This window comes from Methanococcus voltae PS, from assembly GCF_024807035.1.
Lineage (GTDB): Archaea > AGJL01 > Methanococci > Methanococcales > Methanococcaceae > Methanococcus > Methanococcus voltae.
This window is the reverse complement of record NZ_JANUCQ010000002.1, coordinates 60020-75158: the sequence shown is the minus strand read 5'-3', so window position 1 is coordinate 75158 and position 15139 is coordinate 60020. Positions and strand designations below refer to the sequence as shown.

At 28.0% G+C, this 15139-nt stretch carries 19 protein-coding genes; 1 reads left to right on the top strand and 18 read right to left on the bottom strand.

Going from position 1 to position 15139, the window contains the following annotated elements; translation table 11 throughout:
• Positions 1-246: 246 nt before the first annotated feature.
• Positions 247-501, top strand: a complete 255-nt coding sequence (locus M2325_RS03535) for a hypothetical protein (RefSeq protein WP_259051185.1) — start codon at positions 247-249, stop codon at positions 499-501.
• 22 nt (positions 502-523) lie between these two features.
• Here M2325_RS03535 and M2325_RS03530 read toward each other — a convergent pair whose 3' ends face one another.
• The 18 genes from M2325_RS03530 to M2325_RS03445 all read right to left on the bottom strand — a co-directional run bounded on the left by M2325_RS03530 (position 524) and on the right by M2325_RS03445 (position 15089).
• Positions 524-1072, bottom strand: a complete 549-nt coding sequence (locus M2325_RS03530) for a recombinase family protein (protein WP_259051183.1) — start codon at positions 1070-1072, stop codon at positions 524-526.
• A gap of 234 nt (positions 1073-1306) precedes the next feature.
• On the bottom strand, positions 1307-1444 hold the full coding sequence (locus tag M2325_RS03525) for a hypothetical protein (RefSeq protein ID WP_013179870.1): 138 nt from the start codon (positions 1442-1444) through the stop codon (positions 1307-1309).
• Between the two features lie 36 nt (positions 1445-1480).
• Positions 1481-1783 (bottom strand): hypothetical protein, encoded by a 303-nt coding sequence (locus M2325_RS03520; RefSeq protein ID WP_259051181.1) that lies wholly within the window; start codon positions 1781-1783, stop codon positions 1481-1483.
• 30 nt (positions 1784-1813) lie between these two features.
• Entirely contained in the window at positions 1814-2257 is a 444-nt protein-coding gene (locus M2325_RS03515; protein WP_259051179.1) for a hypothetical protein, read from the bottom strand.
• A 34-nt stretch (positions 2258-2291) separates the two neighbouring features.
• A complete protein-coding gene (locus tag M2325_RS03510; RefSeq protein ID WP_209631934.1) occupies positions 2292-2594 on the bottom strand; it encodes a hypothetical protein in 303 nt (100 codons plus the stop codon).
• A 4-nt stretch (positions 2595-2598) separates the two neighbouring features.
• Positions 2599-3414, bottom strand: coding sequence for a hypothetical protein (locus M2325_RS03505; protein WP_259051177.1), 816 nt, complete (start codon positions 3412-3414; stop codon positions 2599-2601).
• A 144-nt stretch (positions 3415-3558) separates the two neighbouring features.
• Entirely contained in the window at positions 3559-7233 is a 3675-nt protein-coding gene (locus M2325_RS03500) for a hypothetical protein (protein WP_259051175.1), read from the bottom strand.
• Positions 7234-7246: 13 nt separating this feature from the next.
• Complete coding sequence (locus M2325_RS03495) at positions 7247-7570, bottom strand: hypothetical protein (protein ID WP_013179873.1); 324 nt, start codon at positions 7568-7570, stop codon at positions 7247-7249.
• Positions 7570-7944 (bottom strand): hypothetical protein, encoded by a 375-nt coding sequence (locus tag M2325_RS03490; protein ID WP_013179874.1) that lies wholly within the window; start codon positions 7942-7944, stop codon positions 7570-7572. Before M2325_RS03490 ends, M2325_RS03495 begins: the two co-directional genes overlap by 1 nt.
• Positions 7937-10111 carry a PKD domain-containing protein gene (locus M2325_RS03485; protein ID WP_259051166.1) on the bottom strand — a complete coding sequence of 725 codons (2175 nt, stop codon included), beginning with the start codon at positions 10109-10111 and terminating at the stop codon, positions 7937-7939. Before M2325_RS03485 ends, M2325_RS03490 begins: the two co-directional genes overlap by 8 nt.
• 1 nt (position 10112) lies before the next feature.
• Positions 10113-10385: a hypothetical protein gene (locus M2325_RS03480; RefSeq protein ID WP_013179876.1), complete on the bottom strand. Its 273-nt coding sequence runs from the start codon at positions 10383-10385 to the stop codon at positions 10113-10115.
• 497 nt (positions 10386-10882) lie between these two features.
• Positions 10883-11269, bottom strand: coding sequence for a hypothetical protein (locus M2325_RS03475; RefSeq protein WP_209631938.1), 387 nt, complete (start codon positions 11267-11269; stop codon positions 10883-10885).
• 33 nt (positions 11270-11302) lie between these two features.
• Positions 11303-11701 carry a hypothetical protein gene (locus M2325_RS03470; protein ID WP_259051164.1) on the bottom strand — a complete coding sequence of 133 codons (399 nt, stop codon included), beginning with the start codon at positions 11699-11701 and terminating at the stop codon, positions 11303-11305.
• Between the two features lie 33 nt (positions 11702-11734).
• On the bottom strand, positions 11735-12106 hold the full coding sequence (locus M2325_RS03465) for a hypothetical protein (RefSeq protein WP_259051158.1): 372 nt from the start codon (positions 12104-12106) through the stop codon (positions 11735-11737).
• A gap of 8 nt (positions 12107-12114) precedes the next feature.
• Entirely contained in the window at positions 12115-12963 is an 849-nt protein-coding gene (locus M2325_RS03460; RefSeq protein WP_259051150.1) for a hypothetical protein, read from the bottom strand.
• A 38-nt stretch (positions 12964-13001) separates the two neighbouring features.
• Positions 13002-14255 (bottom strand): hypothetical protein, encoded by a 1254-nt coding sequence (locus M2325_RS03455; RefSeq protein WP_259051148.1) that lies wholly within the window; start codon positions 14253-14255, stop codon positions 13002-13004.
• Positions 14256-14265: 10 nt separating this feature from the next.
• The gene (locus tag M2325_RS03450) at positions 14266-14820 is read right to left on the bottom strand and encodes a hypothetical protein (RefSeq protein WP_259051139.1); all 555 of its coding nucleotides are present in this window, start codon (positions 14818-14820) and stop codon (positions 14266-14268) included.
• Positions 14820-15089 (bottom strand): hypothetical protein, encoded by a 270-nt coding sequence (locus tag M2325_RS03445; RefSeq protein WP_259051137.1) that lies wholly within the window; start codon positions 15087-15089, stop codon positions 14820-14822. Before M2325_RS03445 ends, M2325_RS03450 begins: the two co-directional genes overlap by 1 nt.
• Positions 15090-15139: the final 50 nt, after the last annotated feature.

Sequence of the window (15139 nt, the reverse complement as noted above, 5' to 3'; positions counted from 1 at the left end):
TATTTCAACCATTATAAAAATGATTGTTAGTTTTTTTAATAATTCATCTTCATTCATTTTATTGCCTCACTGCAAGAGCATTCTATCTCTTGCAATATATACTATGTAACTTATAGTATATATAGTTATCTATTAATACGGTATATGACTATATATAATTACATCTTTTTAACACAATTATATACAAAATATTATATATTTAGGATATTAAAATTAATTATTATAAGTTTAAAAAGAGGTTTTAATATGACTGAAGAACCTAATAAATTTGATAAAGGGTTTACTTATGGCGTTATTAAGCGTTATACATCTAACATAGAAGGTCTTTACAATTTTGCATCAAAAAGACATACAATTGTTAAATATTTGATTTATATATTTTTAATACTATTTTCTATTGAAGGTATTATTATATTTGCAATTTCATTGGTAGTTTATATTTTTTGGTTATTGGCTATAATTGTCATCATTTTAAGGTCTATTGTAGGACCCTTTATATAACTAAAATGTATCTTTCTTTTTATTATTTTTCCAAATATCTATACAAAGTAGTCTTACTAATTCCAGTAATCTCTTTTATTTCTTTTAATGTACATTCACCAGAATTATATAATTTAATAGCCATTTCTAACTTATTATTATCAACTTTGGGACGACCACCAACTCGACCCCGTGAACGTGCAATATCTAAACCGTTTTTAGTTCTTTCTTTTATTAATTTACGTTCAAATTCTGCCAAAGCGGAAAAAATATTAAACATTAACTCACCCTGTGCAGTTGTTGTATTAATCCAGCTTTCTTTTATACTTTTTAATTGAACGCCCTTAGATTTAAATAATTCCATAGTATTTATTAAATCTTTCATACTGCGAGATAAACGAGTTAAATCTGAAACTACAACAATATCATTCTTCCGAATAGTTTCCATCATCTTTTGAAACTCTGGACGTTGTGATTTAGCCCCTGAAATCTTTTCAAAGTAGATTTTTTCACAACCTGCTTTTTTAAGTTCCTCAATATACTTTTCAATATTCTGTTCCTTGGTTGATACTCTTGCATAACCAATAATCATAATATCACCAATAATATTATAATAAAAATAATAAAATAAAAAAGATTCCCAAAACTCATAAAATTATTTACTAAAAATACTTTGATTTTGGTACGAGTTTTGGAACCAATATTTTAACAAAAAATAACAATAATTTATAAAATAAAAATATTCCCAATAACGGTCGTTATTGGTACTAAAAAAATTATAATAAATTTTAATATAATTGAAAAATAAATGTATAAAATATTTTATTCAATAACGTATTTCAGTACTTTCCAACTTTTCAAACTCATCACGAGTCATCCCATATTTTTTTTTAAATTCTGCATCTGATTCTTCAATAAATAAATCTTTAAGTTTTTTTATACATTTTCTTTTTTCCTCATCCATAAAATCCCTCATTTTTTCTTAGTAGTATTTCTCCCATTACATTATTGGTCGATTTTCCCAGTATTCTATTAATCTATCCATCTGTTCAACTACTTCTTTGTATTCGGTATTATATAATTCATATTTTCCAGTTTCTTTATTGTATGATAATATCAAAGGTTCTGCTTCTAATTTAAAACCTTTTTTAAGTACCTTCTCTATTTTACTCACCCTGGAATATACTCGGTACTTTTTTCCATCAGATATTTCAATCCTGTCTTCTTTTACGTTAGTTTGTATTTTATAATCAATACTAAATTCGTGCCTATAATTGGAGCTACTAAATGGTTTTTTCTTCATAAAATCCCTTATTTTCCAGTATATCTATTTTTAATCCAAATGCCAAATTTTATAAATACTGTCTTGTCTCATATATATCTCATCTTTACTATTTCCTACCTCATATTCTTCACTATTTGAGTTATATTTTATTTTTCCCACGGGCATCTTTAATATAAAACCCTTTTTCAATACTCGTCTTATCTTTGGCAATGAACTATATACTTTATACTTTTTTCCGCTTTCTATCATAGTATAATTTTCTTTTACGCCAGTTTTTACTTCATATTCAATATAACATTTTGGAGGATAGGGTATATCTTTATAGTGGTCCAGAGGGTCTTTGTAACTTATTTCAACATACTTTTGTCCAAATTTCCATGTGACTTCGCAACTTTCTTTTTCTTTTACGTCTTTCACTACATCTTCACCAGGATCCTTTTTAAGTTCTTCTAAAAACTTTCTCGTGTCATATTCTACTTTTTCCTCATCCATAAAATATCCCTCATTTTTTATATTTCCCCTATTATTACATTATTTGGAACATTCTCCAATACTCTTCGATATCATCTAATTCCTTGTATATATTTTTCTCTTCCGTATCGTATAATTCGTATTTTCCACTTTCTTTATTATAAGATACTCTAAATACTCCAATATATAATTTAAAACCTTTTTTAAGTACCTTCTCTATTTTACTCACCCTGGAATATACCCTGTACTTTTTTCCATTAGATATTTTAATCCTATCTTCTTTTACGTTAGTTTGTATTTTATAATCAATACTAAATTCGTGTCTATAATTAGAGCTACTAACTGGTTTTTTCTTCATAATATCACTTTTTCTTTTTTGATTTAGTTTTTCTCTTCTTTTTGAGTGGCTCCTTAGTATATTTCTTTAAAACTTCTTTATCCACACCTTTTAAACCATTCATAAAATCTTTATTTTCATTTTTAAATATATTGTAAAAAGACTTTCCTTTCTTTATAGTATTTTTATTTGTTAGTAACCCTCTAAAAAAGTTTGCAAATAATTCTTTATCTTGGTTACGATATTGTGTAAAATCTTTATCTTTTTTCTTATTATATGGTACTATTCTATTATCTATTGCTAATATTTCATTATATAATTGTTTTTTATTATGCGGGTTGGGTTGCATCTTTTTAAAATTATAGTAATCTTCATCTAAATTACCTTTAACGTTTCTATGGAACGCATGACCCAATTCATGGCTAAGCAGTATGTCAACTTCTTTTTCACTCCTTCCTTTATTATTTATTCTAATTATACCTTGTTTTGGTACTTTTTTACTTTTACCACCGCCGGGGTAATATTCATATTCACCTTCTATCCCTTTATGTTCCTGTATATCTATTTTTGGATTACCTGCATAGTTTGTAACATAATCTAATCTTCTTTTTAATAACTCCTCAGGTTGTGTATCTATTCCCCTAATATCATATGCTTTCGGATTATTTTTCCATTCATCAAGCTGTTTTTTATTTCCTTTTTTAATAACTCTTTTAGTGGTTAGTAAATCTTTATGTTGTACATCTCGGGGCATACTGTGAAATATCCTTAATAATTTCTTTTTATCTTCTTTATTCGGAGTATATTCTTCATTAGATTTAGTTTTTTTAGTTCGTGCCAAGTAATCACCGTTTGATAATAAATTAATAAAATAAAAATAAAGTGCTTGTAATGCTTCCAATTACAATAAAAGTTATAATCTGAACTATTTCCATAGTTTCACCTTAAACTGTTTTAAAATAAGATATTAAAAAAAGTTAATTAATTATAATATGTCTTTTAAATCAAACTCCCATTTTTTAGAGTTTTTCTTTGTATTTCCCCAAAATAAATTATTTCCCATTGGTGAATCGCTTCCTTTTCTTTTCTTCCCTTTTTTAACTTTTTTTGGCTTAGGTCTTGGGGGGATTGGTTTAGGTGGTTCAGGTTCTGGGATTGTGGGGTAAGGTGCTGTCAACTCAGTAGCTCCAAAACCTGAAAATAATAAACTCTTTTGTTTACTTTTTGTTTTTTGCAATGATATGGTTTTTGTACCTAGAATTTCCCCTACTTTTAAATTATTTGTAATATCTTGCTTAAATGGATTATTTGTGAGAGTGCCAGTTTCTGAATTAGTTTTTAAATTATTTTCTGTAAATATTCCAACTTTATTCTGATTCTTATTATTATTCTGATTCTTATTATTATTCTGATTCTTATTATTATTCTGATTCTTATTATTATTCTGATTCTTATTATTATTATTATTCTGATTTTTAGTTCCTGCTTTATTCGTAGTTACATCTTGCTTTGAAGTTTTTGTACTTGATTTTTTCTTATTATTTCCTTTTTTAGTCGTTTTTCTACTATTTTTACTAACTACTTTACTATTTCCTTTTTTAGAAGCTTCTATATCATCAAAGATAGAAAAATCTGTTTTATCTCTCAAATTTTTTCTTTTGCTTTTGGAGGGATTTGTTTTATATTTACTCGGTACTTTTGGACCTTTTCCTTTTAAACCAAATCTTTCCTGAAATTCCATAATATTGATGGCTTCACCACCGACATAATCTATCATATAATTATCATTTACTTTTATTTCATGTGTCGACCTGCTAAATTTACCATTTTCTTTTAAGTTTTTAGTCTTTTGTAATGATATAGAACGATGACCAGTACCAGTTTCTCTTTCAGTAAGAGTATTACTCTTAAAAAATGTATTGTCGGACATTTCATTTATTTTGATTTCAGAAAGCGGTTTATCACTAACTATAAAATTATCTTTATAGCTTTTAATTTCAGAAAGCGGTTCAATATTCTTTATTTCATTTAAACCCATTAAATTTTGAGATTCTGCAGTATAGATGTTAGAATATTCTCGATTGTTTAAATCTTTAGCAGTAACTCCTTTTTTATATTTCGTTCCTTTACTCCCTATACCATATTCTCCAAAAAAGTTAGTTCTTCCATAGTCTGTGCTACCATCGATTTTTTTAACATCGTGCCATTTTTTAGTATATTTATTATAATATGAATTCCTTGTAGCACTAAAACTATTTTCGTTATCAAATATGTTGAAATATTCATTGTGTACTGTATTCATATCATTATCTAATTTATATTTTCCATATTTGCTATTTTTAGTATTTTTTTCCAATATATCAAGTGTTCCACCGTCAACCATATTGTGTGTTGAAGTTCTTTTTGAATTGCTACCCTTTTTAGTAGTAGTTTCTGAAACTTTACCGTATCTTGGATTATTTAAATATCTGTTAGATATGGACTTATCTCCATAAGATAATTTTGTATTAATGTTTTTAGCAATATCTGTTTTAGTGAAATCAAAAAAAGCATCTGCTTTTCCAATATTTACGTTAACTTCCCAGTTTTGTATCTTTGGATAAGTAGTTTTAGTTATCTCAAAATTATTAGTTTTTATATTAAACGAGTCACTTTTTATAGTATTTTTAAAATCAATAATACCATTATATTCATTTTTAATATAATTTTTACCCGTTTTTAAAGTAGCTTTTGGATTCTTCAATGCTTTGCTTCCCTTTTTAGCCACTGTTTTACCTAAGGATGCACCCGATTTTATACCACCTCTTGCACCAACAACCATTAAAGGTAAATTCATCATATCTGCAACATTTTTGGTTGAAAAGTCCCCTTGCATAGCATTACCATAGGGCGTAACCGTGCCGTGATATAACCCATCAACGGTATATGTTGCAAATTCATTTGATACTTTTCCAAAAGTTTTATCGCCAACTAAACCCTTTGTAGCTTCTACCCCTACTACAGTACATCCTGACCCGAAGAAATCAGAAATACCACCCATTACATTACTTGTTACTTTTCTTCCAAATATTATAGGTTCAGTTTCATATAATGGATTTTTTGTAATATCGTTGTCAAAATGTCCCATAGCTGTGGTGGCCTGAGTAATTACTGGGTTATCCCCTATAATCATTGGTAATGTTGTATATATTGTTGCTTTAGCTCCTGCTTTATCGCCCAACTTAGATATTTCATTTACGGCCCAATTGACACCAATATTCTCTTTATAATAATCTAAAGTATCAACTTCAGGTTTATATTCTTCAGTTTGTAAAAACTTAGGTGGATTAGCATACTTTGCAACGTCACAAGATATTTGAAAAGTGTCGGGTGTATCGCTACCTTGTATATTATACGTTATCCCTTTATTTTTTAAAATAACTTTTTCATTTGAAGTTAAATCTTTTAAATCATTAATATTTATATTTCCATTTTTTATTTTAGTTGTATCAACAGTTTTTAAAAAATCAATTTCTCCGTCGTTATTAATACTGTATAAAACAGTTTTACCATTATCTAATTTCTTTTTAGATACTCCTAACTCAGTTATTGAAATTACATTCTTTTGAACTTGATTAATATTAAATGAATTATCTGTATTTTTAGTAATATTAACAACTTGTTGATTTCCATTTTTATCAATGAAATTAATTTTATTTTCTTTTAAATAAACTTCATTTTTATCTAAAATTATCCGAGTAGTTCCCCCATTAGTTTTATATCTTTTAATACTATCTTTATTGTAAACTCCTATCAAATTCCCTTTTTTATCATAAACTACTTCATAATCAGAACCAGAATGAATTTCAACTTTATTAATATCATATGTATTTCTTTCAGCTTGTTTATTGGTTTTCTTTGGAGGTTTTGCGTTATAACTACCATGTCCATCGTTATAATACACTCGCCCATAATGAATTTCATCAGGATCTTTTTGTTGAACTGCACTTTTTCTAACTAATATATTTCCATCTTTAACAACTATATCGTTTTTATTATATGTTATTCTTGAATTTGTGTTTCTATCGATAATGGTTACTTTCCCGTCATTTAATTCACTTCTTGAATAATTATTTACATTTCCTACTTTATTATATACTGAACTATCGCTTTTAGTTGCAATACTTCGTTTACTTAATTGATTGCCTGAATGGTCGTATATTGCAGTTACTCGACCCGATTCGTCATACTTATAACCACAATGATTTTTAATGTAGGGGCTTAATTTACTCTTATCTTTACCAATGTACTTATCATAACCTTTTGAATAATAATTATCAGGTTTAGCTATCTCTTGTTTATTTTGTGTATTGAGTTTATTATTGCTATTTGTGTTAGTCTTTTTATCATTTGCGGAATTTGGCACGTTATGGTACCTATTTCCTGAACTATCCCCTTCTTTTTTAAACCCTCCACCTTTTTCTTTACGATAAGCGTTTCCCTTATCATCGTAATGAGTTTCCCCACTTTTTATTGCACTTGGGGAACTTGATTTACTTTTATTATTTGAAGATTTTGAACTTGAACTCTTTTTACTACTTCCACCGCTTGATTTACTGCTTGATTTACTGCTTGTTACTCTTCTTACTTTAGGACGATTTGAACGTGAAGATATTGCCATAATTTCACCTCATTTATGGTTTTTGCATCTCTTTTATTGTTTCAGTTAACATCATCAGTGTAAAAACACCATTAACGATGAAAACCGTTGTAGAAATTGATTTTGAGAATATGACATCAAGACCTATAAAAAAACTTATAAAAGTTATCATAATTAATTCGGAGACAAATACAATCATCGTATTTTTATTTGAAGATAAATAAATCGCAATATTTGCACCCAATAAAATAATAGAAACCGTTTCAGGATAAAGAGCTAATAAATATTTTAAAGTTTCAAAAATATTTGGATTTGATAATATTTCAAAATCCAATGATACTACACTTGTATTTACCATTATCTCCCTCCAAAAATATCTTTACCAGTGATTACATAGAACATCGTACTCCACGTTACAGTTCCACAAACTAATGAAAATAATTCTGAAAATGGATATGGTATTCCGAAAGATTTCCAAACCATATAATTTCCAGATATTATATTGAATAAAGATGACAAGATGGTTGCACCAAAGAACCAATTACCAAAACCCATATCTCCAATAGTGGAAGGCGTTGAAAGAGCTCCTAAGCTCATTACACCCGTTCCAGTTGGAATATTTGAAGAAATTATGGGAATTTCGAAGTAATCACATACTGAAGGGAGTAATGCAATAGCAATATTCAAAGATAAAATAAAAACCATAATGTTCCAAACTTGTGTTTTAGCCATTTTCTGCACCCCTTTTAAAAACTGTCCATACCCACGCTAATATAGCAATAGATAAGAATAAACCGCTCGATATTTTACCAATAGCTCCAATATGAAATATATCCTGAACTACTGCAAATATAACCGATGATACCAATAAAGATAAATGCAAATTACCACTTGAAGCTGATAAAATTACAAATAATATTGCAGATATCAAAAAGCATAGAACTAAATAAAAAGTAAATGTAAAATAAGGCGGTTCATAAGATTCAAAATAGATTTTTTTAGTTAATATTTGAAATTTAGTATAGTTTGTTACATCATAATTTTGATAATTTTGATTTACAAATATATCATATAAAATTTCAGAATTTTCTTCACAACGATATATTGAAGCATCTAATTCGTTATATCCCCGAGTTAATGCGAAAGTGCTGTTTATTTCATTATATGTAATGTATGTATCAGTATTTTTTTCAGTAACTACAATAACTTTACCTATTGCTTTATCTTTATTTGATAAAACAACTAAATACTGCCCGTACTGCCCGTTTGGTTGAATATTGTACTCAATTCTTTCAGATAATTTATTATCAAAAATACTTCCAATTTCTTGGTTTGCATTTTGATTAATATATATTGTATCAGGGTCTTTTGCAATTATTTGTTTATAAAAATTACCATTTACAAAAATATTATATGTCTTACCTTTTATTAAGTGAGCTACAACATCTTTATTACCTACATTTATTGTTTTTAAATCAGTTGTTTTAACTTCTATTTTATCATCAGAATATGATATAATATTATATTGTACAACATAAGTATTTGCAGGCGGTAATAATATTTCATAACTTGATAAATTGGTTGTTTCAACTTGCCGTATTAATCCATCTGAAGATGTAAAAGTTATTGTTGAATATTCTGGGTAAGTTACATTATAATTTGTATTGTTTGATATATTTACTAAATAATTATTGTTAGTAAATAAAACACCGTTTATCGATAAATTACTTGGAGTTCCCCCTGTTAATTCATCTAAAAATTTAATTTCGGCATTTGATATTTTTGTACCTACTATAAAATCTATTTTATTATATTTTACATCACCGTTGGTTAAAATAGCTTTACATACTACGGTATAATCACCCGATTTAGCATACGTATGTGCTATAATGTTAGTAGTGGTTGATTCGGTCGTTCCATCTCCAAAATCCCAAGTATAACTATCTATATCATAATTGGAAATTACCGAAAATTGTACTGAATCCCCTAAATTAATAACTTCTTTATCTTTTTGAATTTGTAATCCTTCATCCGTTTCAATATACTGATTAGGTATATTAAAACTATTTATTGTTGGATTTAATTCTGTAATTTTACAATCTATTTGATAGTTTGCAACGTTGTAATTGTTATTATTTTTAATAGTAACTTTTAATTTTCCATTTTCTAAACTTTTTGAGATTACAATATTTTCATTGTATTTTTGTAAGCCCATCCATTTGAACGATTGAGTTCCAGTTCGGAAATTACGATAGAATAATTTTTCATCAGTCATTGTAGATGTTTTTTCTCTTGTTTTCTTTTCAGAATCTAATGTATATATACTATAGCTAGGAGTCATCGTAATTTCATGGTAATGGTCATTATCATCTGCTATTATATTATATGCGTCTGGTGCATCATTATAAGTGTAAAAATACGTAGCTACACCCGATTGGAAACGTGAATTAGAAGCAACGTCAGTACCTCCCATAAGATAGTTTCCTAATGCAAATTGACCCCCATTTCTAAGTTGTCCGTACATTTTCACGGTGCTAAGACTGTTAATATCCCTGTTATAATACATATATCCGTCATCGTATGTATCTGCCGAATCGGTCACCGCTAATTGTACCCTATCGTTCACAACAGAAACAGTAGCTCCTACAATTGTCCAATCGTTTGGGTTATAAGTAGAAGCATCGCAGTAGAAGTCATAAACCTCATTTGGATTACTATAGTTAGCCGAATTTACATCTTCATTAACATAATAAGTAACTTCACCATTTGCAGGAATTTCTGGAACTTTAAAAGTTAAAAGTTGATTATCTGAATCATAATGATAATAACACTGTTCTGCATTACAGAACGAAATTGAAAATAAAATTATCGTTAAAAATAGTAAAATTTTTAGTTTCATATTACCATCCTCTTGGATAATTATTCTCATATTCGTTTGAATTTCCTTTTTTATACATATAAATTAAAATAATTACTGCTAATTCGATAGGGAAAGCGTTCCACATCATAATATACGTTCCGTGCCAGGTCATCATCTGCGGAACGTTTGCAGTCATAGGAGTTATGATATTATCGACCATTCCAACGATATAAGTCATATAACCCCACGCTATAAGCATTACTGCATAGGTTATCAAACCCTTTGCAATAACTATATATTTTCCGTCACTCATTTTTTCACCATTTTAAAACATTGTGGCTACAGGTAATAGCATTATCGTGTAAATACATACAATAGGGATAAAAGGGAAGCCTTTACGCTCTTCAATTAGAAATACAAATAAAGTAGAAACCAAGGAAGTAATTAATATTATATAAAACGCTAATGGATTAAATATAAAAGAAATAGATATAAAATAAAAATAGTCGCCTTTTCCCATGAATTGAGATAAAACAAAGCATAATATCAATGAATGTAAAAAAGTAATCAAACCCAATTCTATAAAATTAGAATTCCAAGATATTGCAATAGATAATATAAAATTAATTAATAATTGAATAAGATATACATAATTATTTTTTAAATCACAATAAGACATTAAAATAATATTAAAAAATAATAAAATGTATAAAATGAAATTAATCATATTTACACCTAAAAAGATAATAAATGTATTTAAAATAAAATAGTAAATTATTTAAAAATAATATTAACGACCAGTTTATAATACTAATAAGGTACTAATAAATCAGATATACGGTCATATTCTATGCACTCATTATCTTCCTTATAACAAACAATGTATTTTTTTGTATTTTGGTCGTAGGATATTTCACTCCCGTATTCATTTAATTTAAAGCCTTTTTTAAGTACTTTATCTATTTTACCCAACGCATAATAAACTTTGTATATTTTTCCATCTTCTTCAAGAATATCATCTTCTTTAACTCCCGTATCTATATCATATTCGATAGTACAGGTTGGGTCTTTAGAAGTACGAGTACCTTCCAAACTTTCAAGTTCTTCCAGGGTCATACCAATCTCTTTTTCAAGTTCTTCCTTGGTTACCATACGTTTCCTAAGTTCTTCTCTAAATATTTTTTCTTCCTCATTCATAAAATATCCCTCATTTTTGAGACTAAAATAATATTAACGACCAGTTCTTAGTATTCCGGATGGACAGGGTCTTAATAGTCCAGATATACGGTCACATTCTATCCATTCATTATCTTCTTCCCAATAAACAATGTATTTTTTTGTATTTTGGTCGTAGGATATTTCTCCCCCATACCCATTTAATTTAAAACCTTTTTTAAGTACTTTATCTACTTTACCCAATGCACGGTAAACTTTGTATTTCTTTCCATCTTCTTCAAGAATATTATCTTCTTTAACTCCCGTATCTACATCATATTCGATAGTACAGATTGGATCATCCGTGGTACGAAGATTTTCATCTTGAAAAATTTCTTCATAGTCTTCAATAGATATTTTCTCCCCCATATGTTTCCTAAGTTCTTCTCTAAATATTTTTTCTTCCTCATTCATAAAATATCCCTCATTTTTGATACTAAAATAATATTAACGACCAGGTCTTAGTAATCCAGATATACGATCGTACTCTATGCACTCATTATCTTCCTTACAACAAACAATGTATTTTTTAGTAATTGGGTTATACGATATTTCACTCCCGTATTCATTTAATTTAAAGCCTTTTTTAAGTACTTTATCTATTTTACCCAACGCATAATAAACTTTGTATATCTTTCCATCTTCTTCAAGAATATCATCTTCTTTAACTCCCGTATCTATATCATATTCAATAGTACAGGTTGGGTCTAGGGAAGTGCGTACATTTTCATCTTGGAAAGCTTTTTCAAACTCTTCAATAGATTCTTCAACAAATAAGTCTTTAAGTTTTTTTAGATACTTTCCTTTTTCCTCATCCATAATATCCCTCATTTTTTCTTAGTTTTATTTCTCTTATTTTTACTATTTTTACCTTTTGATTTAACTTTTGAGGGGGTTTTAATATATTTACTCGTAACTTCTTTATCCACTTCCTTTAATCCTTTAATAAAATCTTTTTCTTGATTTTTAAACATATTATAAAAAGATTTACCTTTTTTAACTTTATTTTTATCAATTAATAATGCACTGAACCAATCTGCAAACATTTCTTTATTTTTAGTTCTATACAGTTTTTCTTTTACCCTAATTTCCGCTTTCGGATTATTTTGTTGAGTATATGGAGATATTTTTTTAGTTATATTAATTACTTCGTTTCTTAACTTTTTTCTTTTTTTTAGGTGTTTATACCCTATTTCTCCAAACTTGTAATTCCCGTCTTCTTCATAATCTGATTTTACATTCCTATCATACGCATGCCCTAATTCATGAGCAAAAGTTTTTTCAAATTCTACCTTATTATTAATATCTTTGTTAATATATACAATACCAGGATTACGAATTCCTCGTTTGGCCCTAAACGCTCCAAGTTTATCTTTTTCAGGCTCAGGCATTGCTTTAAGTTTTGGTTTACCAACATATTCATGCGTATAAAATAATCTTTTATTCATTAGTTCGGGCGGTTGTGTATCGACCCCCCTAATATCATACGCTTTCGGATTATTTTTCCATTCATCAAGCTGTTTTCTATTTCCTTTTTTAATAACCCTTTTAGTGGTTAGCAAATCCTTGTGTTGATTATCTACAGACATACTGTGAAATATCCTTAATAGTTTCTTTTTATCTTCTTTATCTGGAATATATTCTTCATTAGATTTACCTTTTTTAGTTCGTGCCAAGTAATCACCGTTTGATAATAAATTAAAAAGAAAAAAGATTATGGTTTTAAAATTGTAGTATTTTGTACAACTGTTTGAGTTGCATTAGCTACATTTTGAGTATTTACACCGTTCATCTGTTGCATTACTTGTGATGCAATCGCAGTCGGGTCAGAACCTGAACTTAAAACAGATATTGCAATAATTCCGATAATCGCAAGTATTAAAATAAGCTGTAATGTAGTCCCATTTATCAACTGGTTACTATTGCAGTTTTTTAAGCTTACAATGTGGTCAACATTTGCATCTATGGCTTGGGAGCTTACGCCCATTGCATATTGTTCAACAGCTCCATAATCTACAGGAGTCCAGAATGAAACAGTATCGCCCGCAACTTGATTTTCTAAAATAGCAAAGTTAATTGTTGGAAATCTTGATTTAAAAGAAAGTAATTGTTTTTTTAAGTCATTTAGTCTTAATTCTCTAATTTCATTGTAATCTAAATTACTTTTAATTTTATTTAATTTATTAAAAAGAAGTTCATTATTATTGGCTCTATCTATTAGCTGATTATAAGCCTTAGAGTTTACAAATTCCTTTAATTTTAATTTGATTTTATCTTTTTGAGTATTTGGTTGATTTAATATTATCGCATATTCTGAAAATATACTAATATAATAATTAAATTCTGATTCATTACATAGTTTTTTAAGCTTTTCAAATTCTAAAATCGGTGATTGAGCTACAAAAGGTTCTAAGGCATTCTGTGAACTATTTTCAACTATTCCAAAATCTACATAATGACTATAACGATTTTTAACTTCGTTTATTTTTTGATATAAATAATCCATTCTTTTTTGTTCCGGGTCTGTTTTGTATTCCCTTGAAGATAATTCAAAGTATTCTTTTAACATGCCCATGAATGTGTTAAATTTAGCTCTTCCAAGCATATCATCTAATATTTTCAACTGTCTTGAGGTTTCGGAGTCATTTGCAATACCTGAATTTAGTGTTATTTTTACACAGGGCATCCCAAATCGTCTGTACCATTTTAAATTTGAGTTTAAAATATGTGTTCTTTTTCCTGCAATCATTACTTCAACGCCTGCAGTATCTCTATTACCCAAACATATCATATCTTCACTAATATGTTCTACAATAACTATATTTGGGTTTCTCATACGCTTTGTAAAAGCTGAAACGATTGTTTTTAGTTGAGCAGGCACAAAAGACCTATATTTTAACCAAAACCAAGCAAAATATAATGTTATACAAGTTATCCCACCATACAATCCCAATGATACTAAATCCATTTAATCACCTTTATTTTTTGAATATTCTATTAATAAATGACCTGTTTGGTGTAGGTTCTTCATCATCTACTTCATATTTAGCAATGTTATAATTCCTAAATACGTTATTTTGTAATTTTGCACCGATTGAATCGCTTAAATGTATTCTTAAGTAATTTTCTCGTTCAGATTCATATAATACAGATTTTGAACTAATTGCACAAGATGGTAAACCTACATTTTTATGAATATACCGTTTTAATTTAGTTTCAGCAATGATAATCTCTTTTTCCCATTCTGAAATATTACCTAATGTTGCACCTACACTCAAAAGCAAATCCTCTTCCGACGTGCTTCGTGAAATAATATCTAAAACATCATTTTTTACATTTTGAGAAATTGGTGTTTGTTGAATTGGTTGTTCATTGCCTTCAAAAAAGTCATCATAGTATTCATGTCGATTTTCATCTTCGGTAGGTTCTTCTTCATAATATTCTTCAGGTTCGTCATTTTCTTCTTGATTTTGATATTTCATAATTATTAGCCTATGTAATTCTTCAGGCGATAATTCTTCCTTGTATTGCATTATACTCGCCTCTTTTTAAGTCGGTCCATTTTAATATCTTCTAAAAGCATTAAGAAATTACATATTACAGCAATTAATGATAAAAAGCCCAAAATTATAGCAATGGTATCAACATACCACAAATTAGAAGACATTAACATATAACTTAGTATTAAACTACTGCAAGATGTAAACAAAGCTAATATCTGATACTTTGCACAATCTAAGTTAAAATAAGATATGATTAATAATATAATAATTGTCAAAAATTCAGCAGTTATAAAATCCATCAAACCACCTATAAGATTAATTGATTAATTTTGTGAAAAATAGTTAAAAA